Genomic DNA, 21,350 nt, shown 5'->3' on the forward strand with positions numbered 1-21,350 from the left:
AGCGCGGCCGGTGACGGCCATCTGGCAGGCCCTTCACGTCATCGGGCCTGGCCGCCCGCGGTCACGGCCTTGAGCTCGTCCATCGCATCTCGCATCAACCGAGACAGAGCGCGTTCCTCGTCCGCCGCGATCCAGCGGTGGAAGCCGACCTTGAATACGCTGACTCCCGACTCCGCGGCCAGGCTCGCGGCCGGCTCCGCGACGCCATGCCGGCGCAGGGTGTCGGCGAGCGCGGCCGTGGTGGCGGCGAGCTTGATCAGGTCGCGCTCCTGAAGCTCGGGGTTCGCCATGATCACAGCCTGTCGGGTGCGGACGAAGTCGCGTTGGCCGGCGAGCATCTCGCAGATCGCGTCCAGACCCACCGCGATCGCGTCGATCGGCGCCGCGGACTTCAGCGCACCGGAGACCGCCCCCACGAACCGTTCCTGAAACTCGCCGGCGGTGGCGAACAGGACCTCACGCTTGTCGGCGTAGTGATTGAAGAAGGTCCGCTCAGTGAGCCCGGCGCGCTTGGCGATCTCGGCCACGGTGGTCTGCTCGTAACCGCGCTCGCTGTAGAGCTCCATCGCCGCTGCTGCCAGGCGCCCGCGCGCGTTCGGCTCCCATCTGCCCATGGGTGGATCCTACGCGATTGCAGTCACTGCAATCAGGTGTACGGTTGATTGCAGTGACTGCAATCAAGTGTTGAGGTTCCTCATGCGCATTTTTGTGACCGGAGCGACCGGCTTCATCGGTTCCGTCGTCGTCCCCGAGCTCATCGGGGCGGGGCATCAGGTCGTCGGGCTGGCCCGCTCCGATGGCTCCGCCGCCCAACTCACAGCCGCCGGCGCCGAGGTCGTCCGCGGCACCCTCGGCGATCTCGAGATCCTGCGGGACGCCGCCGCCGCGTCGGACGGGGTGATTCACCTTGCCTTCGACGGCGCGGCCGCGTTCAGCACGGGCGACTACCGGCCCGTCGCCGAGGCCGACCGCCGCGTCGTGGACACCTTCGGCAACGTGCTCGCCGGTAGTGGCCGCCCCTTCGTCATCGCCTCCGGTTTCGTCGGTTTCCCGGCCGGACGCGTGGTGACCGAGGCGGACGAGCCCGTGATCGACGACTCGCCGTATGTGATCCGCACGGCCACCGCCCAGGCCGTGCTCGCCCTCGCCGGGCGCGGAGTGCGTTCCTCGGTGGTGCGGGTTCCCCCGTCCGTGCACGGCGAGGGTGACTATGCCTGGGTGCCGGGCCTGATCGCCGCCGCCCGCACCCACGGCGTCTCCGGCTACCTCGGAGAGGGTGCGAACCACTGGCCGGCGGTCCACCGCCTCGACATCGCGCGGCTGTTCCGTCTGGCCGTCGAGAAGGCCCCCGCCGGTTCAGCGCTGCACGGCGTCGCGGACGAGGGCGTCGCGCTCCGTGACATCGCCGAGGTGATCGGCCGCCACCTCGACGTGCCGGTGGCCTCCGTGGTCCCCGAGGCCGCAGCCGAGCATTTCACCTGGCTGAGCCCCTTCATCGGCCTCGACGTACAGGCCTCGAACACCCTGACCCGCGAACTGCTGGACTGGCAGCCGACCCACCCCGGCCTCCTCGAAGACCTCGAAAAGGGCCGCTACTTCGACACCCCCGCCAGCACCGTCTGACCAGCCTGTGGGTGCCCGACATTCGGCTGCCCTGTGCGATCTATGTGTATTCGTGGATCGCTCCGCCGAGTTACGGGTACCCACGGGCTGCGTCGCTGACCTGGAAGTTCGAGCCGGGCAACCGAATCCGGTCAGCTGGTGTTCCTGGACGATGAATTCCGGGGCTCTGTACACAAACCGCGGACCCCCGCCTGTGACCGTTGGCGCCCAGATCGCGAAGCCTGACCCTCCACGAATGGCCCAGTCGGATAGCCGTCAAGTGGACCAGCTCACTGGTCCGCTTCATGTTTACGGTGAACCTGGAACCCCGCACGAGCACCATGGCCGGACGGACCGTGGACAGAACCATGGCCGGCCCATGGCAGAGCCCCTGAGGAAATTCCCATGCAAGCCATCACCGTGAAGGACCGCGAAGCCGGTGTCAGTGGCCTCGCTCTTACCGAACTGCCCAGCCCGCACGCGGCGGAGAACGACGTGATCGTGCGCGTCCACGCCGCCGGATTCACCCCGGGTGAGCTGGCCTGGCCCGGCACCTGGACCGACCGGGCGGGCCGTGACCGTACCCCGAGCGTCCCCGGTCATGAGCTGTCTGGCGTGGTCACGGAGCTGGGCTACGGCACCACCGGCCTGACCGTCGGGCAGCGGGTCTTCGGACTGACCGATTGGACGCGCGACGGCTCCCTTGCCGAGTACACCGCCGTCGAGGCCCGCAATCTCGCCCCGCTCCCCGCCGACGTCGACCATGTCACGGCTGCCGCCCTGCCCATCTCCGGCCTCACCGCCTGGCAGGGACTGTTCGACCACGCCCGTCTCACGACAGGTCAGACGGTGGTCATCCACGGTGCCGCGGGCGGCGTCGGCTCCCTCGCCGTCCAGCTCGCCCGTGAGGCCGGAGCCCGCGTGATCGGCACCGGCCGTGCCGCTGACCGCGACACCGCAGGGGCCCTGGGCGTGGACGCCTTCCTGGATCTCCAGGCCGAGCGGCTGGAGGACATCGGCCAGGTGGACGTGGTGTTCGACGTCATCGGTGGCGAGATCCTCGACCGCTCCACCGCGCTGATTCGCCCCGGCGGCACCGTGGTCACCATCGCCCACCCGGTCGCCGTCCACCCCGAGGACGGGCGCGCCGTGTTTTTCGTCGTCGAACCCGACCGCGCCCGCCTCGTCGACCTCGCCACCCGGCTGCGCGATGGTCGGCTGAAGCCCGTCGTCGGAGCGGTTCGGCCCCTCGCCGAGGCCCCGGCGGCCTTTGCCCCGGACCGGCGTACCTCCGGCAAGACGATCATCCGTGTCGCTGAAGGCTGAGAACACTCGAACGGCCCGGCGCTCACCAGGGACCATTGTGTGCGCGCCGGGTCAGCCGATGCTCAGGGTGGTCGATGGGGAGGAGCCGAAGGAGAGGGCGCACCTGCGCGCCCCGCGTCCCATGCGACGCGCCGCTCGCGTGCCGACGCAGCGGTGCGTCACCATGAGTCGGTCCGGGTGCCAGAACGTGTGCGGGTTCGCGAGATACAACAGGGCAGACATTGCCTCATGCCAACTATCGATCCCGGTCACCCGAGGGCGAGTTTTGAACACGTTCAAGTAGGGCGTACGCTCCTGCCATGAGTGACAGTGGTGACAGACTCGCCCTTCTCAAGGGCATCCGTGCGTGGCTGGTCCTCTTCGTCGTCTGCCTCGTGCTGAGCGGGGCGACGGCCTTCCCTCTGGTGCATGAACTGCACTGGGCCGAGGATCTGTTGAGGTCCTTGTCCGTGCCGGAGCACCTGCCCGCGCTCATGGACTGGATCGAGCACGTACGGCACGGGCTCGACGTCGCCGACGAGGAGTACCCCTTCCTGCTGTACGGCACGGACTGGCTGGCGTTCGCACACCTCGTGATCGCCGTCGCCTTCTACGGGCCCTACCGCGACCCGGTCCGCAACATCTGGGTCGTCGAGTTCGCGATGATCGCCTGCGCCGGCATCGTCCCGCTCGCCCTGATCTGCGGACCGCTCCGCGGCATCCCCTTCTGGTGGTCGGTCATCGATATGTCCTTCGGGGTCTTCGGGGTGATCCCGCTGTACATCGTCCGCAGGAAGATCAAGCGGCTGGAGGCGCTCACCTCGCCTGTGCCGCTTGCCATGGCTACTTGAGCGCCGCCGACGCGATCCGCCGGGCCACCGGCTTCAACTCACCTTTCGCGTGCGTGGAGTTGGCCGAGTGGACGAGGGTGCGGGAGAGGTCGCGGGTGGCCACGACGACCGCGCTGTGGCCGTAGCGGGCGCCCGACTTGAGCCAGTACACCTTGCCGCCGTACTCGAAAAGCTGAAGCCCGGCGCTCATGTCGGCACCCTCGATGGTCGAGGGGACGGTGAACATCTCCTCCAGCTGCGGCTCCGGGAGGATCTCCTCCTGGAAGAGGTGAGTGATCAGCCGGCGACCGGAGCCCGGAGTCCTCGGCGCCGTTGTGTCGGGGATCTCGAGGTTTTCCGGGGCGGCAGCGTGATCAGTGGGCACTCTTGGGGCGTTCGAAGACGATGCAGCTGTCCAGACGTCCGTTGTCGCTCGGTCCCCGTTCCGGCCGACACGCACGTCCGCGTCACGCCCGAACCTCCCCCTCCTGGGAGGGGAAGAGGCACGTAAGGAGTCGACCATGGATCACGAGATCCAGCTGATGAGTGACGGCGATGGTCTGGCGGTCATGGGGAATCCAACGGCGGTCGCACGCTTCCTCGTCTCTGAAGGACTGCCGTCGAAGGACCTCGCACTGCAACGACTCCGACCCGCCCTCGGCAACGCGGCTGTAGTCGCACAGGCAGCTTCCGATGTCGCTGCCAACTCGGGTGGTTGGGTGAAGCTGACCAAGGAGTCCGCGCAGCGTGCCGACAAGTACGGGCTGAGGGAGAGTGCCACGACAGGTCTCAGCACGGGAGTGCTGAAGGGGGACAGCGGCCAGATCAAGGGATTCCTCGAATTCGCCAAGAGGTCAGGACCGCTTCGGACCAACCCGGCGCGGTTGGCCAATGTCGCGGCGGCCATGGCGCAGCTTGCGATGCAGCAGACCATGGACGAGATCACCGAGATGACGGCGACCGTCAGCGAACCAGTCGCGCCGGACACCGACGGGGCGTTCCGGGTTGCGTTGCCCGCCGATGAGCCGGCGCAGCTTCATCGCGGATGCGCTGTGGGTCAGGATGTCGATCAGTGCGTGGCGACGCCCTCACCGTCCACGTCGTGCGTCGGCTCGCGGCTTGTGGAGCGCGCGGCGACGAGGAGAGCCTGATCGCCTGCGGCAAAAGCCGGAGGTGTTTCGTGCCCTGCGGGCAGCGGCACGACATTCCGCTTCGTCGGCGGATCGCCGGCTCGGGACGGCTGCGACGTAGCCTGATCCGACGGGTGGCGAGGGAGGCTGCGGCATGGCGTCGACGGACCCGGACTGGTCGGTGCTCGCGCCACGTTGGGATCCATCCCAACGCAGCGCGCAGGGTGACGCGGTCGCGGAGACCGAACTCGCTGCGGTTGGCCGCACTGCACGCCGGGTGGCTGGTGGCGGCATCCGGGCTGCCGTACTGGGCATCAACGACGGCCTGGTCACCGGGAAACGCAGCGCCCTTCACGAGCAGTGAGCGCAGCATCGGTGAGTCGGGCAGGACGGCGGCATCCCGCCGGCCCGGCCCCGAACCCGCTCGCGTTCCTCCATCCTGCGCAATGCAGCAACTGCTCACCGAGCGAGAGCAGAGATCCTCCAGCGGGAGCCTCACTGCTCGGCGGGCTTCCGCGCTGCCACGAATTCCGCCACACCGCCGGCTTGAATGACTACGAGGGCGCTGGAACACCTGCGGCAGTGGGCCCCGGCGGGGCTGGGCCGGCGCTCCGAGTGGCGCCCTGGCTCCGGCCGGACAATTCTGGTGCCGGTGGCCGGGTGGTGAACGTGGGCGCGCCCGCCTGACGAGAACGACCACGGCAGGCCCCTCTTCCTCCGTATGCGAGGTGAAAGAGCCACCTGCTGCCCTGAGTTCTGGGGTTCGCGCACCGCGCTAACCGCATTCGGCACGACCGCCGGATCGCCGTGACGGGAGACGACCGATGAGCGGAAAGCTGGCAGGCAGGAAGGCCTTGGTCACCGGTGGCGCACGGGGGATCGGCGCGGCGGTGTCCCGCAGGCTCGCCGCTGACGGGGCCGACGTGGCGATCAACTACCGGAGCAGCGGCGACGCGGCCCGAGCACTCGCCGACGAGATCACCGCCGATGGCCGCCGCGCGGTCGCGATCGAAGCGGACGTCAGCGATCCGGACCAGATCCGGCGGCTGACCGATGAGGCCGCCGATGCTCTCGGCGGACTCGACATCCTGGCCAGCAACGCCGGAATCGAGCACTTCGGCAAGCTGGAAGCCGTCACCCCCGCCGACTTCGACCGTGTGTTCGCCGTCAACGCACGGGGCCAGTTCTTCGCCGTGCAGAACGCGGTACGGCATATGGGCGAAGGAGGGAGGATCGTACTGACGTCATCAGGGAGTGCCCACAAGGCGGTCTTTCACCACGCCCTCTATGCGTCGAGCAAGGCCGCCGTCGAATGCATCGCGCTCAACCTCAGCCCCGAACTCGGCCGGCGCGGCATCAATATCAATGCCATCGCACCGGGGGGAACTGTCACCGACATGTCCGACCACGTGGCTTCCCAGTACGTCCACCCCGACATCGACGCTGACTTCCATACCGTCATCCGTACTGCCAGTTCGCTCGGGAGGATGGCCCAGCCCGCTGAGATCGCCGCAGTCGTGTCCTTCCTGGTGTCGGACGACGCCTCGTTCATCACAGGCCGGACCGTCCAGGCCGACGGCGGCTGGTTCTGACCAGGAATCACAGTGGGTCATACGGCCGCACAGCCAAGGCGCCCATCTGGTGATTCGTGGACTGGAAGCGTCGCCCTGCGCCCGAGCCACAGACCACGTTCGGCAACGTCAAAGCCGACGCGCCCGCGCACTACGTGCACGGCTTCGAGCGCGGGGACTTCGTACGCACCATCCTGGACTCCCCGTGGGCCGAACAGCCCACCAGCGAACCACGACCACGGGTCGTAGGAGCCGCCTTCGGCAGTGTGCAGCTGCTGGACGTCACCGGCCCGCTGAGCTCGCCACCACAGCGAACGCCTTCGGCACCCGCTACGTCGTACGAATCGTCTCCCCGGCCTGGCCGGCTCTGACGCAAGGCCGCCGCCATGCCCGCAAGATCGTGCCACCGGGCCCATATCCAGGTGTCGATGGCTCCACTCGCCGTCACGACCAGTGATGATTGCCCGTACTCCGAAACCTGGAGTTACCGCGGTACAGCGGCGAGGCCGGCCCTCTGGTCGTCAGCACGCCTGATTCCGGTGCTGGTGCGATGTCTGGCCCTCGTGTGCACGGACACTGGGTCGTGACTCCGTCGAAAGGAGCCCGTGTGGAACCGAGTGGGCGACCACCAGGCACGGCGAAGTCAGGAGGCGGGCCAGATCCGAGCCGGTGGCGGGCCTTGTGGGTCACGCTGGTGGCGGGCTTCATGATCCTGCTCGATGTGACGATCGTCGCGGTCGCGCTCCCCTCGATGCAGAGGGATCTGGGCGCCTCCCCGGCCGCGGTGCAATGGGTGGTGTCCGGGTATGCGCTGACGTTCGCGCTTGCGCTGGTGCCGGCCGGACGCCTTGGCGACGCGATCGGCCGACGCCGGATCTTTCTCGGAGCGCTCGCGGCCTTTGTCTTGTGCAGCGTCGCGGCGGGGGCGGCCCCGACGATCACCCTGCTCGTCATCGCCCGCATGGCGCAAGGAATCGCCGCCGGCTGCCTCGCTCCGCAGAATTCTGCGCTGATCCAACAGATGTTCACCGGAGCCGAGCGTGCTCGCGCCTTCGGGTTGTTCGGCGCCACTGTCGGCATCTCCAGTGCGGTCGGCCCGATCACCGGAGGCGTCATCCTCGCCTTGGCCACCGGACCCCAGGGCTGGCGCTGGATCTTCTTCGTCAACATTCCCGTGGGTGCCGTGGCACTCGTACTCGGCTACCGGCTGCTGCCCCGCGTCGCCCCGGGCAAGAGGGGACACCTCGATCTGTCGGGCGTTGCCCTGATCGGTTGCGGTGTCCTGGCGGTCCTGTTGCCGTTGGTCCAAGCCGACTCCGGCGGCGTGCGCCGTCTGTGGTGGCTCTTCCCAGTAGGAGCACTGCTGCTGGTCGGCTTCGCGCGGTGGGAGCGCCGAGTCGCTGCCCGAGGCGGCGAACCGCTGTTGCATCCAAGGTTGATCACCGAAACCCGTGGCTATGCGACCGGTGCCAGCTTGGCGACGCTCTACTTCATGGGATTCAGCGGTGTGTGGATCGTGTTCGCACTGTTCTTCCAAAACGGCCTGGGCTACTCGCCGCTGCAGTCCGGACTGGCCGTGACACCGTTCGCGGTGGGCTCCGCGGGAGCGGCCGTCGTGGCCGGACGGCTTGTGGAGCGGATGGGCAGGCTGCTGACCGTGCTCGGCCTGGGCGGCGTCGTCGTCGGGCTCGCCGCGGCGGCGCTGCTGCTCAGGTTCGCCCCGCCGTCGGTCGCCGTCTGGGCCGCTGCCCCCGCCCTCCTCGTGGGCGGGATCGGCAGTGGCTTCGTCATCTCCCCGAATGTGACGATGACGCTGCGGGATGTTCCGGTGCGGATGGCGGGCGCCGCCGGCGGTGCGCTGCAGACCGGACAGCGCCTGGGCGGGGCAGTGGGGACGGCCGCACTGCCCGGCACGTACTACGTGGTACTGACCTCGAGCGGGGACGACTACCGGCTGGCCGTGGCAGCGTCCGTCGGCGTCGGCATCGCCGCCATCTTGCTGGCGCTGGGCATCGCGCTCGTCGAGCGGCGTAACGACCCGGGCGTAACCGCGGCCCCGTGCCCGCCCGAAGTCGCCCACGGGCACTGTCATGCCACCCAAGGCTGACACTGGTCGGACCCCGACCCGGACAGCGGTCCTGGACGCCCGCCGATGACACGGCGCTATGAGGTCTCGATGCCGCCGGCTCCCGGATTGTGGCGGTCGCCGACGGGAGGCAGGGTGGTGTCGAGACCGTTTGGGCGAGGCAGAAGGCACACGGCCTGTCACGCATGTGAACTGTGGCTTGTCCACATCGCGAAGCGAGTTCTGTGAGCCGGGAACCGGTGAACTCGGTCACCGCCGAACGAGTGCGTCGGTACACCGGTCCGGAATGCGGTGGCCGACGCAAGATCATCCATTCCGGGCAGGCTTACGGAGGTGTGGTACATGTCAGCGAAGAACCCAGAGCACGGGAGCGCCCCCGAGGTCTCCCTGCCGCCCGAAGTCAAGTTGCTGCAGGAAGTCACTCCGCCCTTCTTTCCCGAAGGCGGTTCGGCAATGACCATCCTCGTCGAGTGGCCTCCCGGTCACCCCGGGCTTCCTCCGCATCGCCACTCGGGCCCGTCGTTCGGCTACGTGATGGAGGGCGCGGTCCGGTTCGAGCTCGAGGGTGAGCCGGAGCGTGTGGTCGAGGCCGGTGGGACGTTCTGGGAGCCAGGCGGTGACGTGATCCACTACCAGGACGGCAACGCCCTGTCGGACGCACCGACCAAGTTCGTGGTGACCATGGTGTGCGCGCCGGGCCAGCCGATGCTCAGGCTGGTCGACGAGGAGGAGCTGAAGGAACGGACGCACCTGCGCGCCCCGCGTCCCTCCGAAGGCTGACCCGCGAGACCGACAAGACTGCGGAGTCCGGAACACCGATCCAGGTGCCGGGGCTTTGAGGAAGGCGGCCCACTCCCCACGCGTCGGTTGGCGGCGTGGAGCCGGGCCGAGGCCGGCAGCGCGCAGCGCCCGTCGGACGGTGGCGGGGCTGGCCTGGTGTCTGATTCGGCGCGGTTCGCCGTGCACACGCCGAAGCCCCCATTGATGGTTCCTGGCGCCGAGCCGAATGATCAGGTCGCGAATCTCTTCCGGCAGGGGCGGGCGTTGGACCGGGTCGTCAGGCGCGTAGACCCACTTGCCGCAGGCCGATGGCCGCCAGGTCGGCGATGACCTGTTCGTCGCCGCGCCGCCAGGCCTCCGCGAGGCCGCCGGGTGGCGCGGACACCGCTGCGAGTTCGCGCTGCGAGCCGGTGAGGACGCGCAGCGCGAGGAGGTCGGCGCCACCTGGACCGGCGGCGAGGCGTCGGGTGACTGCGCTGCGGCGGATCCAACGCAGGCGCGGGGGCAGCCACAGCAGCAGCACGAACACCACTGGGATGACGATCAGGACGACCGTAGTCAGCGTGGCCACGTGGCCTACCGTGTCCTGGAGTGAACGACCTGCGTCGGCCAGCCCCGTGCCGGCCTCGGCGGCGGACCCGAGCTGCTTCTTCAACTGACCCCCGACGAACGGCACCTTCGAGGCAGCCTCGCCCGCGTCGACGAGTCCGTCGGAGAGGCTGACGCCGGCGCTTTCCGCCTTGCGGCCCGGGTCGGCCAGCCGCCCGATCGCGTCATGCACGACCAAGGCCAGCTTCACCACGGCGCAGATCATGGCCACCGCGATGAGGTCAGCGAGGACCTGGCGGATTCGACGTGCCGGGGTCTGGGCGTAGAGGCGCATGGGCGCGTGCTCCTTTTCCGATAGGGCATCGGCGGTTGGGCGGCTGCTGGGCAGACAAGCACGCGGAAGCCTCTGGTGGACAGGCGATCTTGGTCGTGACTCGTCTACCAGGAGCATCTGCCCATCAGGACGCCACTCACCCAAACTACCGGCCAGGCCAGTCAGGTTGGCGCACACTGGCACTGTTCGGGCCGGGAATGCCTACTCCTGGACCTGCCTCGGATCGATCGGAATCTCGCGTGCCGTATTCTCGGCGCGCTTCTCGGCGCTCTGCTGCCGCGCCACGGTCCCGCAGCAGCGGTCGTACTGGTTCTGCCAGTCCGTCATGAACGAGTCGTAGCTGGACCGGCCGATCAGCTTCAGGTCCGACTCGTCGTTGTGCCAGACGCCGTTGCTCGTCCAGTTCGAGGAACCGACGAACACGATCCTGGAGTCGGCCGCCCCCGCGTAACCGCCGCTGACCATCATGTACTTGTCGTGCGTGTAGTGCAGAGCGTTGCCGTTCGCGTCGGTGCCGCGGCTGGTGTCGTACATGTCGATATTCGGCCGGTTCTTCAGGTAGTTCTGCACGCTGTCGTCGACCTGGCCGGCGGTCATGAGAACGTGGATCTTGACGCCGGTTTGTGCCAGGCTCACCAGCTTCTTCGGCAGCTCCAGATAGTTCCTGTCGCCCGGCTGCCCGTGAGAGGTCCACTGGAACATGGCGACGTTGATCGTCGCCGGCGCCTTGACGTTGCTCAGGAAGTCGACCCAGGTGTCGCTTCTGGTGCGCGCCTTGGGCCACTGGTAGGAGGGCGGGGACAGTTGCCTGGCCGCCGTGGCGCTCGTGGAGTTGTAGTAGTCGGGTGCCAGCGGGCCCGGGCCATTGATCGCCCCCATAGCCATGGCGGTGAAGTAGCGGACGTAGGAGTTGTACAGGTCGACGTTGCCCTTGACGGTGGCGCTGCTGTTCCACGCGGTGCCGGCCTGGGCGGAGGTGGGGTTGGCGCTGCTGACGGTCACGGTCCTGTTCGCATCGAGCCCGCCGCTGAGCATGTAGTACTTCGCGTGCAGGGCGGAGCCGCCGAAGTGGGACAGGCAGCCGCCCGGGCACAGCGCGGCGAAGCTGGAGGCTCGGGGATCGTTGCCCAGCTCGGTGACCATCGACTGCCAGATCGCGTTGTCGCTGTGAGAGTCCATCAGCACCTTGACGATGACGCCGCGCTGGTGCGCCGCGATCAGGGCGTTGGCGAAGTCCGGCCCCGGCTGTGCGTTGCTGATCGAGTACATGGCGACGCGTACGGTCTGCCCGCAGCCGGCGCTGTTGATCGATTCGATGATCGGGCCCATGATCTTCATCTGGGCGGCGGGGTCCTCCGGGTCGTTGAAGCGCGGGCCTGGGCTGGAGGTGAACGTCCGAGACTCGCAACTGAGCGGGGGCTTGGCCTTCTTGACCGCGGCGTGCGCCGGTGTCAGCGACAGCACGGTGACGACCAGCGCGGTGATGAACGTGAACGTTCGCTTCATGGGCGGCCCTTCGCTGGCTGTTGATGATGAAGAGTCGGGTTGCCGCAAGAGGCCCGCAGGAGCGATGCCGCTGTCAGCGGAATCTACTACTGTTCCACCGATTGTTCCGAAAATCACTGAAAATCCCTGCACTTGCGCATCGCGAGATTCCTTGAACAGGGGGGCAGCCGCGGGGACTGCGGGGTGGTGTCCGGCCGTTTCAGGCGAGGGCCATGGCGAGTACGGCCCGGTCGTCTCCCTCGGAGGTGGCCGACCAGTTCCTGGTGTCGGTCTCCAGGAATGCCACGACCGCCTCTGGATCCGTCCTCTGTGTGCCGCGGAAGTGTTCGGTGAGCCGTTCCAGGACGGGGTAGAAGTCGCCGTCGGAGTTGCGGGCCTCGCTGATGCCGTCCGTGTAGAGGACGAGGACTTCGCCGGGCGTCAGCTTGTGCAAGGTCGTCAGCCCCGGGGCAGGAGAGAGCTCTTTGAGCCCGAGGGGGAGTGCGGGGGTTGTCGCCAGGATGCGGGCGCCGTTGGGGCCGACGGCGATCGGGGGCGGGTGGCCGCGGTCCATGATGCGCACGGTGTCCTGGTCGAGTTCCAGGACCAGTGCGGTCACGAACAGCTCGGGGTCGCCGACCATAGTGCGTGTCACGTTGCGGTCGAGGCTCAGCTCCAGCCGATCCGCCAGGAGGGGAAGACCTTTCCATTCGTGCGCTGACACCCGGAAAGCCCCCAGGACCGCGGCCACCGCCTGCACCGCGTCCAGTCCCTTGCCCCGCACGTCGCCGATGATCGCCCGAACTCCGAACGGCGTCTCACACACGTCGTAGAGATCACCACCGACCAGCGTGCCTCCCTCCCCGGCTGTGTAGGAGGCGGCGGCGCGCACATGCCCGATCCGGGGCGGTACGGGCCGCAGCAGGGTCCGCTGCAAGGCCTCCGCCACCGAGTTCGCCCGGATCAGATGCCTCTGCGCGCGCTCCCGCTGCACCGAGAGCAGGACGCTGACCACGCCGATGAGGAACGTGGCCACATACAGCGCCACATGGTGCTGCTCGTCGAAGTGGCCCGGACGTCGCCACGCCATCAGCATCTGCAGTCCTAGACACACCACCACCGAAACGGCGGTGCCCCTGGGCCCGCGCGTCGCGGCGGCCAGCGGCGGAACACCCGTGAGCAGGAAACTGACCAGCTCCCGCCCGCCCAGGGCGGCCTCCGAGATCAAGTCCAGGCCCACCGCCACGGGCGGCAGCCACCACACCCACCCGCGGCTCCCCACGGACAGCCGCCCACCTGGCGAAGAGGATTCCAAGGACACCTGCGCACTGTAGAACCACACCACCCGCCCCACCGCCCCGGCGCGCGTGGCTTGTCAGCCGGCTGGGGCCTGTTGTTCGGTGCGGATGCTGTTCCCTACCCCTCTGTCACCGATGAGGTGAGCGGGAGAGACGAGATGGTCACCATGGCTGCATGCGGTATCCGTTCCCACCCGAGTGCCCACGTGGTCGTTGTCCCCCGCGACAGGGTGCCGAAGCGCTGCGACCAGTGCACCCGATGAGACGTCGAGCGAGAGCAGGGCGGGGATGCGTTCGCTGAGGTCAGGAGAAGTCTGCCGCGGTGATGCCGTCGGCATGTCCGAACGGCCACTCCACCAGCTCGATCCGGTAGCCGTCCGGGTCCGTGAGCCACGACGTCTTCGGGCCGTGAGGGCCGCCCGGATACTGGACAGGCTCCGGCTCCAGGCCGGCTTCGGCCAACGCCTTCAGGGTGACAGTCAACGTGTCCACCTGGATCGCGAGGTGGTCGATTCCGCTGCGCACGTCGACGCGTCCGTCGGCGGGACGGTGGACCAGTTCGAGCGAGGCCGCCGGTTCGCCGGGGAACTTGAGGATCACGAGGTGACTCCCGTCGCCGACCTCGACCCTGCCCAGCTCGACGTAGCCCAAGGCGGTGTAGAAACGGAGCGAGCGGTCCAGATCGGTGACGCGGTAGGAGACGAAGAGCGTCTTCATGCGGCCTCCCCGGGTCGGCGCACCTGGTAGCGGAGGTGCGTGACGTCTCGGTCCTCGAGCCGTCGGACGAGGTCGAGTTCGATGTGATCACCACCGAGGTGGTCGAACAGCCGTCGACCGTCCCCGAGGAGGACCTGCACCAGGTGGATCTCCATCTCTTCCATCTGCCCGGCCCGGAGAAGCGCTTGGGCCGCCCCCGCCCCATGGACCATGACCGGCCGGTCCCCGGCGGCGGCGCGAGCCTGACGGGCGCATTCCTCGACGTCGGTGACGAAGCGCGCGCTACCGGGTGGCACGTCCCCGTCATCCACCTGGTGGGTGAGGACGAGGATCGGCACGCCGTCGTGGTGGTCGCCCTGCCAGCGCCCGGCGAGCTCGAAGGTCCGTCGGCCGGTGATCACCGCGCCGGTCGCTAGCGCTTCGCGGTAGACCTGGCCGCTCGGACCTTCGGACTCCCGATCGTCGAGCCAGTCGAAAAGCCGTCCGCCGTCGCGGCCGAGTTCCTGACCTGGCCGATCGTCCGGCCCCGCGATGTAGCCGTCGAGCGACATCGACATGTACAGCCGAATCGGATTGCGCATCCTGGCCTCCCTTTCTTTTCCGTGACACCGGGACCCGCCCACACCGGGCCCGCCGCTTCCTGATCCGCCGACGGGGCGGGCATGCCACGAGGAAGACTTCAGGCAACCGGCATAATCATCGGCCGGCGCGGTCGACGAGGAGGTCGGCGTGGCGTCCCTGCCGGTCCTGTCGCGCATCAGGAAGGGCGGTGAGGTTCAGGCTTTCGCCCGCGAGCGCCGCGGTCGCGGCGGCCAGAGCCTGGATGCCGGCATCCTCCGAGTCCAGGTCCGAGACGGAGAGGCAGTCGTCACGGGCCCCTTCGGACCGGCTCCGCGTTCGGTGTTGCACGGCGAGACGTCGATCTCCCCGAAGCCGTCCTGGTTCGTCACCAACAGGACCGCCGGACGCACCGGTCGGCTCCTCACGGATTTCCCGCGCGTCCCCGATGGCAGGCGCCGCCCGCCATCTTCACCTCGGCTCTGCGCGGCTGAAGGCCGTGGGCTCAAGTCCGGTGCGGAACCGGAGTACGAGCGTGGCACCGGTGGCGGCCGGCTTCCTCCCTTCGCACAGCCCAGAGCCGAACCCGTCCTGCCGCCGGAGCGACATCAACGCTCGGTCCTGGCACGGAACTTGGGGTCAGTCTCCGTCATGATCACTCGACGCCGCGACCGCAATCGTCCGGACTTCGCCACGCACGTTGAGGATCACCGCCTTGAACCGCGGAAGTCGCCCTCAGAGATCGCTGGACAAGCGCACGTGCAGCTCGGGGAGGATGAAGGTGCGCCGCCGTGATCGGGAGGGTTCGGCCAGTCGGAGCGCGAGTAGTTCCACGGCCGACGCCCCGACGTCGTACTTGGCGGGGGCGACGGCGCTCAGGGCTACGTCGGCGATCCTGGCGAACTCGTCGTCGTAGGAGACGATCGCGAGGTCGGACGGGACGGAGATCGATCGCGAGCGCAGCCGCTGAAGCAGCACCACTGCCTCGGTGTCGGGGTGGACGATGACGGCGTCCAGGCGCCGGCTCTCCACGGCTTCCAGGAAGGTGTCCATCGGGAGGTCGTAGGAGGGGTTTCCCTGCCGTTCGAAGCCGAGATCGATGAAGGAGATGTCCTCGGGAAGCTCCACGCCCGCCTGACGCATCCCCGCGGCGTACCCCTCCCTGAGCCACGGCACGGTCGGAGTCGCGCCCCGGACGAGGAGGCCTATGCGGCGTCGGCCCACCTCCAGGAGATGCTCGACGGCCTTACGCGCACCGAAGACATGGTCGCTGACGACGAAGTCGATCGACGCGCCCTCCCGTGCCTGGCCACGCTCCACCAGGACGACGGGCACGCCCAGTTCCTCGTACCACTGCCGCGAGGCATCGGGCTCGGCGCCGGTCGGGGCGAGCAGCAGCCCGTCGACGCCGTCCTCCACCAACTCCGCTGCCTGAACCCGCTCTTGCCCGGCGTCGTACTCGGAGATGCGCAGGGCCAAGCGAATGCCCCCAGCCTCGGCGGCCTCCTGCGCTCCCTTGATCAACTCGGGGTAGTAGTAGTTGGCCGAAGGCACCACGAGGCCGAACGTCAGCCGTCGACCTGACGAGGCGGCAGCGGAATCGGCGACCTGCTCCGACCGCACGGTCTCCGACCAGTTCTCCGGAAGCGCGGCCCCGCCGTGCACGCGCACCACGAGCCCACGCTCGGACAGCACCTGCACGTCCTTGCGGACGGTGGCCGTCGATGCTCCGAGCTCGGCAGCGAGTTCGCTGACTCGCACTGAGCCCCGCTGACGCACTTGCCGCAGGATCGCCTTGTGTCTGTCCTCGGCATGCATGTGCACCGTTCCCCTCCCGCGGTCCCAACGATGGCAGGGGAGCCTACTCGGCCTTTCGTTTCCGCGCGATCGCTAGCGAATAGCGAAAATCCTTGCCTTTCGCGCCCAAAGCATTGTGACCGCTGGGTGTTCGCGTGTAGAAAGTGCGGCGTTCAACAGTGGCGCATCACGCTGACGCAACGTCGATCGAGGAGTAACTGCCTTGAACCGCATGCCGATTCCCCGCACCTCGTTCAGACGTCGCACCGTCCTCGGGGCCATCGGTGGCACCACGGCGGCCCTGCTGACGCCCAACGCCCCGGCCCAGGCACAGACCTCTCCCTCGTCCGTCGCGCCCGGCGCAGCGGCCGCCGACCAGGATCGCGCCTTCTTCGGCGCCTGGGACGCCATAGCGGGTTCCTGGACCACCGTAGGCCGGCTGAACTACGCGGCCGCGCCGACCCTGGCGCCGGTGGAGGAGGCGGTGAAGACCGGTGACTACCCGGCGGCCGGGCAGCGGCTGGCCGAGCACTTCGCGAAGCGAGAGGCGCGCGCCACACTGCCGTTCCTGTACAACGGGACCTTCCGCCCCGGGCTCGTCCCGCTGTTCATCGACCACATCTGGACGCTGGGCACCGGGGAGATCTACCAGGACGTCGTCACCGTCGGCGCGCAGGACTCCGTCGCCGAGGCGGACGTCACCGACGCCGTCACCCGCTCCTTCGCCACCGGGGATCTGATCTTCTTCCTGATGGCCCGCAACAAGGAACCGTCCACGGCCGTCTTCCACAGCCGCACCGCAGGCTCCGGAGCCCCCGTCCTCGAAGTGACCCGCGCCGACGGCACGACCGTCTCCTTCTCGCCCACCGCCGACACCTACATCAAGGCGGGGGCGGACGCCTCCCACAACTTCGGTTCCGATCCGGGCCTCCAGGTGCGCGACGAGGGCACCGGCGCGTTCACCGACGAGACCCGCAAGGCCTACCTCGCCTTCCGCGTCGAAGGGATCACCGAGGCCCCCAAGTCGGCCGTCCTCAAGCTCACCGGACGCAACGCCACCACGAACGAGGCCAAGAAGGTCATCGTCTTCCAGAGCGTGGAGACCTTCGGCGAGACCACCCGCACCTGGGCCAACACCGTTCAGAACACCTTCTCCTGGCAGGGCGACCCGGGCGGCTTCACCTGGAAGGGCCCGGCGGGATCCGACCCGGAGTACAGCTACCAGCTGCCGCGCTGCTACTTCGCCGGCCCCATGGCCGACGCCTACCGCAGCAGCGGCGACGAGACCATCGCCGCGGGCCTGGTCGATCTGCTCACCGACTTCGTCCACGACGCCGACGGCTACGACAGCACGTACGGCGCCGGTGCCTTCCCGCGCAGCCTCGACACCGCCAACCGCATCCTCAACCTGGTCTACGCATACGAGATCCTGCGTACCAGCCCGTCCCTGACCGTGGCGGCGTCCACGGCGATCCTGCGCACCCTGGAGAAGTCCGGCCAGTACCTCGCCGTCGCCACCAGCCCGACCCCCAACTGGATGCAGGCGCAGAAACAGGCACTGGCCGAAATCGCCATCCACTTCCCCGAGTTCGCCGCGAGTCCGGGCTGGCTCACCGACGCCGGCGACTTCCTGACCAACCAGCTGAGCCAGGCCCTGTACCTGGACGGCGGCTACGCGGAGGCGAGCGACGGCTACGCCACGGGCGTGGCCGGCACCTTCGTCGGCCTGGTCAACTACTTCGCGGCCAACGGCCACCAACTCGGCGGCACCAAGGACCTCGGCCGGCTCGCCCACTTCCTCGCCGACGAGAACTTCCCCGGCGGCTGGGGACCCGGCTATGGCGACAGCGGCAGCGCCGACCGCCGCCCCCTCCTCGCGACCCTCGCCGACGCCCTCGACGACGAAGAGCTGCGTTACGTCGCCACCGACGGGCAGAAGGGCACCGAGCCGGGCCATGCCTCCGTGCTCTACCCCGACACCCGCGTGGCCGTGCTGCGCAGCGGTTGGCGCCCCGACGCGTCCTACCTGCGCATCAACGCCGACCGCGGCCCTCACTCCCACCCGGACGAACTGGCGGTCACCGTCCACGCGCACGGCCGCCAACTACTGCCCAACATGGGTGCGTTCACCTACAGCAACGATCCCCGTAGCAACTGGCTCCGCACGACCACCGAGTCGCACACCACCGTCGAGATCGACGGCAAAGCACAGACCTCGGACTCTGCGGCCACGTTCGACCTCTTCGCCACCAACGCGGTCTTCGACGTGGCACGCGCCTGGAGCGACGCCACGGCCGGGGTACGCCACACCAGGTCGGTACTGTCCGTGCACCCCGGCATGTGGATCGTCTCGGACCGGCTCGACCCCGCGGACACCGCCTCGCACACCTACCGACAGAACTGGCACCTGCTGCCCGACGCGCACCCCGCCGTCGATGCCACCACCAAGAGCACGGCCACGGCCTTTCCCCAGGGCGCCAACCTCCTGATCGCCCCGGCACGGCCCGAGAAGCTCACCGCGCAGATCCGGGACGGGTACTACTCGCCGGCCTTCTACAACATCACGGACACCAAGTACGTCACGTACACCCGGCAGGGCCCCGGACCGACGGTCTTCGACACGCTGCTGCTGCCCGCACCCGAAGGCACCGAGCCACAGGCCACCGTCGAGCACATGCCTGTCGCGGGCGCCTCCGATGCCACCGCGCTGGCCATCACCTTCGACACACACCGCTCGGCGACGTACTGCATCGCGCACGCCGCGCCACGCGGTGCCCTGCAGTTCGGCCGGTACGGCTTCGACGGCACGCTCGCCTACCTCGGCCAGGACCGGCAGCGCAAGACCTGGCTCCTCCAAGGTGGTAGGCAACTCACTTACAAGGGTGAGGTGTTGGTGTCCTCGCCCACCCCGATGACCGACGTGGCCGTCCTCCTCGACCCCCGGGCCGCCACGGTCGCCATCACCGGCTCCCAGCTCACCGCCACCACCGACCACCACGAGGCGATCCGGATTCACGCCCCCTGGGCCCGAACGGTCACGGTAAACGACCGCAAGGCCCCCTTCGCCCGCCGAGGCGACGCCATCCTTGCCGCCGCGATCGGCTGACCCCAGGCGCAACACGTACCGCAGGCGCACGGAACCACTACCAGAACGGAACCACGGCACCACTACCAGAGAGGTGATCCCATGCGCTTCCGAACCACTGCATACGGAATGGCGGGCGCGATGCTCAGCGCGTGTGCGCTGCTCGCCGCCGGACACGCGCAGGCGGCCCCGGCGCCTGTCCCGGGGGAGCCGTCCTCCTCGTTCGTCGATCCCGCGACACCGGCGGGGGTGCAACCCCTCGCTGCCGACGGCACCCGGGCGGCTCAGACGCTCGTCTTCAGCGACGAGTTCAATGGCAGCACGGTCGACAGCGGCAAGTGGACCGCCCGCGACCAGGAGCGCTCGGGAGCAGCCCCCGGCGATACCTGGTGGTACAAGCCCGGCAACGTCCGCACGGACAACAACGGCGCGCTGGCCATCGAGGTCCACAACATCGGCACCGGCGTGTACTCCGGTGGCCGCATCGACACCCAGGGCAAGTTCAAGTACACCCACGGCACGCTGGAAGCGAGTGTGCACACCCCGTACGTGACGAACGGCCACCTGGCCGCGGTCTGGCTCCAGGCCGACGGGGGGACCACTCCGGGCGGTGCCGTCGACGGCACGGCGCGCGACGGATCCGAGATGGACCTGGTGGAGACCGCCTACCAGGCCGACAAGTTCTCCACGGCCATTCACTGGGACGGCTACGGTGCGGACCACCAGTCCCTGGGGACCACGCCCGCCGCCCCCGGCCTGCACAGCGTCTGGTACCACACCTTCGGTCTCAACTGGACCCCCACGAAACTGGAGTTCACCTATGACGGGGCCGTGGTGCGCACCGAGACCGACCCCAAACTGATCAGCCAGGTCATGGAGTTCCCCATCCTCTCCCACGAGGTCCTCGACAGCTGGGCCGACGGCTCCATCCACGACGAGACCTACGAGTGGACCTCCAACATGTACGTCGACCACATCCGCATCTGGCAGTGACCGACCGATCCGAGACCCTTCTGGGACACGTCCCCTCCGTCAGGTCGGCATCAGCATGTCTTGCGGTAGGGAGCGTCAGGGATGTGCGTTCTCCACTCCTGTTCGGAGAGAGGGCCCGCCTTGGCGCAGAGATCCCGGATCAGCCGCGCAGGGGAGATGTCGTACCTGAAGAATCTGCCGTTCGTGTCCACGCTGGTCAATTCTGAGCCGTCGGGCGTGAACGTGATGGCGACAATCTCGTCCAAGGGGTCCGAAGGGCCCGTCAGCGGCCGCTTGGACATCCAGGCCGACCTGGCAGCGGTCGAAGACGGTGGCGACTTCGGCCCCGCCGGTCAGTCTCAGCTGATGGAGCCGGCGTTGGGCGGTCGCAGCGGAGGTGTGCGTGCGCGCGCCGAGCTGGGCGAAACTCATGCGCCCGTCCGCGGCGAGGGCTTCGACGAGGTGGTGTTCGTCGGCGTCGAGGCGAGGGCCTGGCTCAGGACTCGGATCACCGTGCGGGTCTGGGCGGCTGTGAGCAGGGGTGGCTGCGGCGGTCCTGCCAGGGTGTAGGCGCGCAGGGCAGGCAGGGCCCGCAGGTCGAGGAGATCGCCGGGGATGGGGAGCTGATGCAAGGTCAGTTCGTTGCGCTCGTCGCGGTTGCGGGGGTGGACCAGGGCGAAGGTCTCGTTGCTGTCGAGCACCCAGACGGTCTTCACCGGGTACATGCGGGCGAGATGGTGGGCAAGGCGCAGGGGTCTGGTCGGGACGGGTGCGCAGCACCAGGATGAGGGGCCAGCCGCCCCAGGCGCGAACCGCCCTCCACCAGACCCATGAGGTGCGCGACCCGCGCGGCATCCTGTTCGTGGCGGGGCAGACGGCGAAGGAGGGCAGTACCTACCTGTACACGTGGGACATGGAGAAGCAGATCGACCGGGTCTTCGACCAGGTGGAGAAATACGTCAAAGGACGCCGGGTATCAGCCGACCAGATCACGCAGCTGCGCTACTCGGTGACGGACGAGGATCTGTTCTTCAAGCACTTCGACAAGGGTCACCGACCGTCTGGACAAGGCCGGCATCAAGACCACCAGCGCGGCGATCGGCGTCGAACGCCTCGCCAAGCCGGGCGTCCTCCTCGAAATCGAAGCGGTCGCGGTGCGCTGAGAAGCGCGTCGACCGGCGGGGCCACCGGGCGGAGCAATCATCGTAGAAGGCCTCCGCCTCCATAGCGCAACACCGTGGGAGGGCGTGC

Annotated in this window: 22 protein-coding genes and 2 pseudogenes; 13 read left to right on the forward strand and 11 right to left on the reverse strand. The window is 68.5% G+C overall.

Going from position 1 to position 21,350, the window contains the following annotated elements:
* Nucleotides 1-38 precede the first annotated feature (38 nt).
* On the reverse strand, nt 39-614 hold the full coding sequence (locus ACIPWY_RS04630) for a TetR/AcrR family transcriptional regulator (protein ID WP_393703095.1): 576 nt from the start codon (nt 612-614) through the stop codon (nt 39-41).
* 82 nt (nt 615-696) lie between these two features.
* On the opposite strand from ACIPWY_RS04630, the gene ACIPWY_RS04635 reads away from it, so the two are divergent.
* From ACIPWY_RS04635 to ACIPWY_RS04650, 4 genes and pseudogenes are all read left to right on the forward strand, one after another.
* The gene (locus ACIPWY_RS04635; RefSeq protein WP_362905126.1) at nt 697-1,623 is read left to right on the forward strand and encodes an SDR family oxidoreductase; all 927 of its coding nucleotides are present in this window, start codon (nt 697-699) and stop codon (nt 1,621-1,623) included.
* A gap of 384 nt (nt 1,624-2,007) precedes the next feature.
* Nucleotides 2,008-2,928: an NADP-dependent oxidoreductase gene (locus ACIPWY_RS04640; protein WP_401532199.1), complete on the forward strand. Its 921-nt coding sequence runs from the start codon at nt 2,008-2,010 to the stop codon at nt 2,926-2,928.
* A 31-nt stretch (nt 2,929-2,959) separates the two neighbouring features.
* A pseudogene (locus tag ACIPWY_RS04645) lies at nt 2,960-3,049 on the forward strand (cupin domain-containing protein); the annotation flags it as partial.
* Nucleotides 3,050-3,227: 178 nt separating this feature from the next.
* Nucleotides 3,228-3,758 (forward strand): hypothetical protein, encoded by a 531-nt coding sequence (locus tag ACIPWY_RS04650; protein ID WP_362905122.1) that lies wholly within the window; start codon nt 3,228-3,230, stop codon nt 3,756-3,758.
* On the opposite strand, the gene ACIPWY_RS04655 is transcribed toward ACIPWY_RS04650, so the two are convergent.
* Nucleotides 3,751-4,122 (reverse strand): hypothetical protein, encoded by a 372-nt coding sequence (locus ACIPWY_RS04655; protein WP_362905120.1) that lies wholly within the window; start codon nt 4,120-4,122, stop codon nt 3,751-3,753. The two genes, ACIPWY_RS04650 and ACIPWY_RS04655, sit on opposite strands and share 8 nt — an antisense overlap.
* Nucleotides 4,123-4,258: 136 nt before the next feature.
* Here ACIPWY_RS04655 and ACIPWY_RS04660 point away from each other — a divergent pair, with 136 nt between their 5' ends.
* From ACIPWY_RS04660 to ACIPWY_RS04685, 6 genes and pseudogenes are all read left to right on the forward strand, one after another.
* Nucleotides 4,259-4,888 carry a hypothetical protein gene (locus ACIPWY_RS04660; protein ID WP_401532201.1) on the forward strand — a complete coding sequence of 210 codons (630 nt, stop codon included), beginning with the start codon at nt 4,259-4,261 and terminating at the stop codon, nt 4,886-4,888.
* Between the two features lie 133 nt (nt 4,889-5,021).
* Nucleotides 5,022-5,231: a hypothetical protein gene (locus ACIPWY_RS04665; RefSeq protein WP_393703086.1), complete on the forward strand. Its 210-nt coding sequence runs from the start codon at nt 5,022-5,024 to the stop codon at nt 5,229-5,231.
* 460 nt (nt 5,232-5,691) lie between these two features.
* The gene (locus ACIPWY_RS04670; protein ID WP_393703084.1) at nt 5,692-6,459 is read left to right on the forward strand and encodes an SDR family NAD(P)-dependent oxidoreductase; all 768 of its coding nucleotides are present in this window, start codon (nt 5,692-5,694) and stop codon (nt 6,457-6,459) included.
* Nucleotides 6,460-6,539: 80 nt separating this feature from the next.
* A pseudogene (locus ACIPWY_RS04675) lies at nt 6,540-6,653 on the forward strand (diguanylate cyclase); the annotation flags it as partial.
* Nucleotides 6,654-7,144: 491 nt separating this feature from the next.
* A complete protein-coding gene (locus ACIPWY_RS04680; protein WP_393703288.1) occupies nt 7,145-8,545 on the forward strand; it encodes an MFS transporter in 1,401 nt (466 codons plus the stop codon).
* 321 nt (nt 8,546-8,866) lie between these two features.
* Complete coding sequence (locus ACIPWY_RS04685; RefSeq protein ID WP_362905110.1) at nt 8,867-9,304, forward strand: cupin domain-containing protein; 438 nt, start codon at nt 8,867-8,869, stop codon at nt 9,302-9,304.
* A 277-nt stretch (nt 9,305-9,581) separates the two neighbouring features.
* Here ACIPWY_RS04685 and ACIPWY_RS04690 read toward each other — a convergent pair whose 3' ends face one another.
* From ACIPWY_RS04690 to ACIPWY_RS04720, 7 genes are all read right to left on the reverse strand, one after another.
* The gene (locus ACIPWY_RS04690) at nt 9,582-10,187 is read right to left on the reverse strand and encodes a hypothetical protein (RefSeq protein ID WP_362905108.1); all 606 of its coding nucleotides are present in this window, start codon (nt 10,185-10,187) and stop codon (nt 9,582-9,584) included.
* 201 nt (nt 10,188-10,388) lie between these two features.
* Nucleotides 10,389-11,693, reverse strand: coding sequence for a phosphatidylserine/phosphatidylglycerophosphate/cardiolipin synthase family protein (locus ACIPWY_RS04695; protein ID WP_393703081.1), 1,305 nt, complete (start codon nt 11,691-11,693; stop codon nt 10,389-10,391).
* Nucleotides 11,694-11,892: 199 nt separating this feature from the next.
* Nucleotides 11,893-12,954, reverse strand: coding sequence for a PP2C family protein-serine/threonine phosphatase (locus ACIPWY_RS04700; protein WP_393703079.1), 1,062 nt, complete (start codon nt 12,952-12,954; stop codon nt 11,893-11,895).
* Nucleotides 12,955-13,273: 319 nt separating this feature from the next.
* The gene (locus ACIPWY_RS04705) at nt 13,274-13,687 is read right to left on the reverse strand and encodes a VOC family protein (RefSeq protein WP_401532203.1); all 414 of its coding nucleotides are present in this window, start codon (nt 13,685-13,687) and stop codon (nt 13,274-13,276) included.
* Nucleotides 13,684-14,268, reverse strand: a complete 585-nt coding sequence (locus tag ACIPWY_RS04710; RefSeq protein WP_401532204.1) for a dihydrofolate reductase family protein — start codon at nt 14,266-14,268, stop codon at nt 13,684-13,686. Before ACIPWY_RS04710 ends, ACIPWY_RS04705 begins: the two co-directional genes overlap by 4 nt.
* 115 nt (nt 14,269-14,383) lie before the next feature.
* Nucleotides 14,384-14,596 (reverse strand): hypothetical protein, encoded by a 213-nt coding sequence (locus ACIPWY_RS04715; protein ID WP_401532205.1) that lies wholly within the window; start codon nt 14,594-14,596, stop codon nt 14,384-14,386.
* A 384-nt stretch (nt 14,597-14,980) separates the two neighbouring features.
* Nucleotides 14,981-16,063 carry a LacI family DNA-binding transcriptional regulator gene (locus ACIPWY_RS04720; RefSeq protein ID WP_401532206.1) on the reverse strand — a complete coding sequence of 361 codons (1,083 nt, stop codon included), beginning with the start codon at nt 16,061-16,063 and terminating at the stop codon, nt 14,981-14,983.
* A 211-nt stretch (nt 16,064-16,274) separates the two neighbouring features.
* Here ACIPWY_RS04720 and ACIPWY_RS04725 point away from each other — a divergent pair, with 211 nt between their 5' ends.
* Together ACIPWY_RS04725 and ACIPWY_RS04730 are read left to right on the forward strand one after the other, a co-directional pair.
* Nucleotides 16,275-19,148, forward strand: a complete 2,874-nt coding sequence (locus ACIPWY_RS04725; protein ID WP_401532417.1) for a heparinase II/III family protein — start codon at nt 16,275-16,277, stop codon at nt 19,146-19,148.
* Nucleotides 19,149-19,229: 81 nt separating this feature from the next.
* A complete protein-coding gene (locus tag ACIPWY_RS04730; RefSeq protein WP_401532207.1) occupies nt 19,230-20,120 on the forward strand; it encodes a family 16 glycosylhydrolase in 891 nt (296 codons plus the stop codon).
* 75 nt (nt 20,121-20,195) lie between these two features.
* Here the strand turns inward: ACIPWY_RS04730 and ACIPWY_RS04735 are convergent, their stop codons facing one another.
* Together ACIPWY_RS04735 and ACIPWY_RS04740 are read right to left on the reverse strand one after the other, a co-directional pair.
* The gene (locus ACIPWY_RS04735; protein ID WP_401532208.1) at nt 20,196-20,531 is read right to left on the reverse strand and encodes a hypothetical protein; all 336 of its coding nucleotides are present in this window, start codon (nt 20,529-20,531) and stop codon (nt 20,196-20,198) included.
* On the reverse strand, nt 20,528-20,824 hold the full coding sequence (locus tag ACIPWY_RS04740; protein ID WP_362905090.1) for a hypothetical protein: 297 nt from the start codon (nt 20,822-20,824) through the stop codon (nt 20,528-20,530). Before ACIPWY_RS04740 ends, ACIPWY_RS04735 begins: the two co-directional genes overlap by 4 nt.
* A 110-nt stretch (nt 20,825-20,934) precedes the next feature.
* Here ACIPWY_RS04740 and ACIPWY_RS04745 point away from each other — a divergent pair, with 110 nt between their 5' ends.
* A complete protein-coding gene (locus ACIPWY_RS04745) occupies nt 20,935-21,327 on the forward strand; it encodes a hypothetical protein (RefSeq protein WP_401532209.1) in 393 nt (130 codons plus the stop codon).
* Nucleotides 21,328-21,350: the final 23 nt, after the last annotated feature.

It is taken from the genome of Streptomyces sp. NPDC090032, assembly GCF_044748025.1.
Taxonomy (GTDB): Bacteria; Actinomycetota; Actinomycetes; order Streptomycetales; family Streptomycetaceae; genus Streptomyces.

Coding starts and splice junctions, on each gene's coding strand:
- ACIPWY_RS04680 (WP_393703288.1), top strand. CDS start 7,145: ATGATCCTGCTCGATGTGACGATCGTCGCGGTCGCGCTCCCCTCGATG.
- ACIPWY_RS04725 (WP_401532417.1), top strand. CDS start 16,275: ATGCCGATTCCCCGCACCTCGTTCAGACGTCGCACCGTCCTCGGGGCC.
- ACIPWY_RS04685 (WP_362905110.1), top strand. CDS start 8,867: ATGTCAGCGAAGAACCCAGAGCACGGGAGCGCCCCCGAGGTCTCCCTG.
- ACIPWY_RS04660 (WP_401532201.1), top strand. CDS start 4,259: ATGGATCACGAGATCCAGCTGATGAGTGACGGCGATGGTCTGGCGGTC.
- ACIPWY_RS04630 (WP_393703095.1), bottom strand. CDS start 614: ATGGGCAGATGGGAGCCGAACGCGCGCGGGCGCCTGGCAGCAGCGGCG.
- ACIPWY_RS04720 (WP_401532206.1), bottom strand. CDS start 16,063: ATGCATGCCGAGGACAGACACAAGGCGATCCTGCGGCAAGTGCGTCAG.
- ACIPWY_RS04710 (WP_401532204.1), bottom strand. CDS start 14,268: ATGCGCAATCCGATTCGGCTGTACATGTCGATGTCGCTCGACGGCTAC.
- ACIPWY_RS04635 (WP_362905126.1), top strand. CDS start 697: ATGCGCATTTTTGTGACCGGAGCGACCGGCTTCATCGGTTCCGTCGTC.
- ACIPWY_RS04695 (WP_393703081.1), bottom strand. CDS start 11,693: ATGAAGCGAACGTTCACGTTCATCACCGCGCTGGTCGTCACCGTGCTG.
- ACIPWY_RS04670 (WP_393703084.1), top strand. CDS start 5,692: ATGAGCGGAAAGCTGGCAGGCAGGAAGGCCTTGGTCACCGGTGGCGCA.
- ACIPWY_RS04705 (WP_401532203.1), bottom strand. CDS start 13,687: ATGAAGACGCTCTTCGTCTCCTACCGCGTCACCGATCTGGACCGCTCG.
- ACIPWY_RS04640 (WP_401532199.1), top strand. CDS start 2,008: ATGCAAGCCATCACCGTGAAGGACCGCGAAGCCGGTGTCAGTGGCCTC.
- ACIPWY_RS04735 (WP_401532208.1), bottom strand. CDS start 20,531: ATGAGTTTCGCCCAGCTCGGCGCGCGCACGCACACCTCCGCTGCGACC.
- ACIPWY_RS04730 (WP_401532207.1), top strand. CDS start 19,230: ATGCGCTTCCGAACCACTGCATACGGAATGGCGGGCGCGATGCTCAGC.
- ACIPWY_RS04650 (WP_362905122.1), top strand. CDS start 3,228: ATGAGTGACAGTGGTGACAGACTCGCCCTTCTCAAGGGCATCCGTGCG.
- ACIPWY_RS04690 (WP_362905108.1), bottom strand. CDS start 10,187: ATGCGCCTCTACGCCCAGACCCCGGCACGTCGAATCCGCCAGGTCCTC.
- ACIPWY_RS04740 (WP_362905090.1), bottom strand. CDS start 20,824: ATGTACCCGGTGAAGACCGTCTGGGTGCTCGACAGCAACGAGACCTTC.
- ACIPWY_RS04665 (WP_393703086.1), top strand. CDS start 5,022: ATGGCGTCGACGGACCCGGACTGGTCGGTGCTCGCGCCACGTTGGGAT.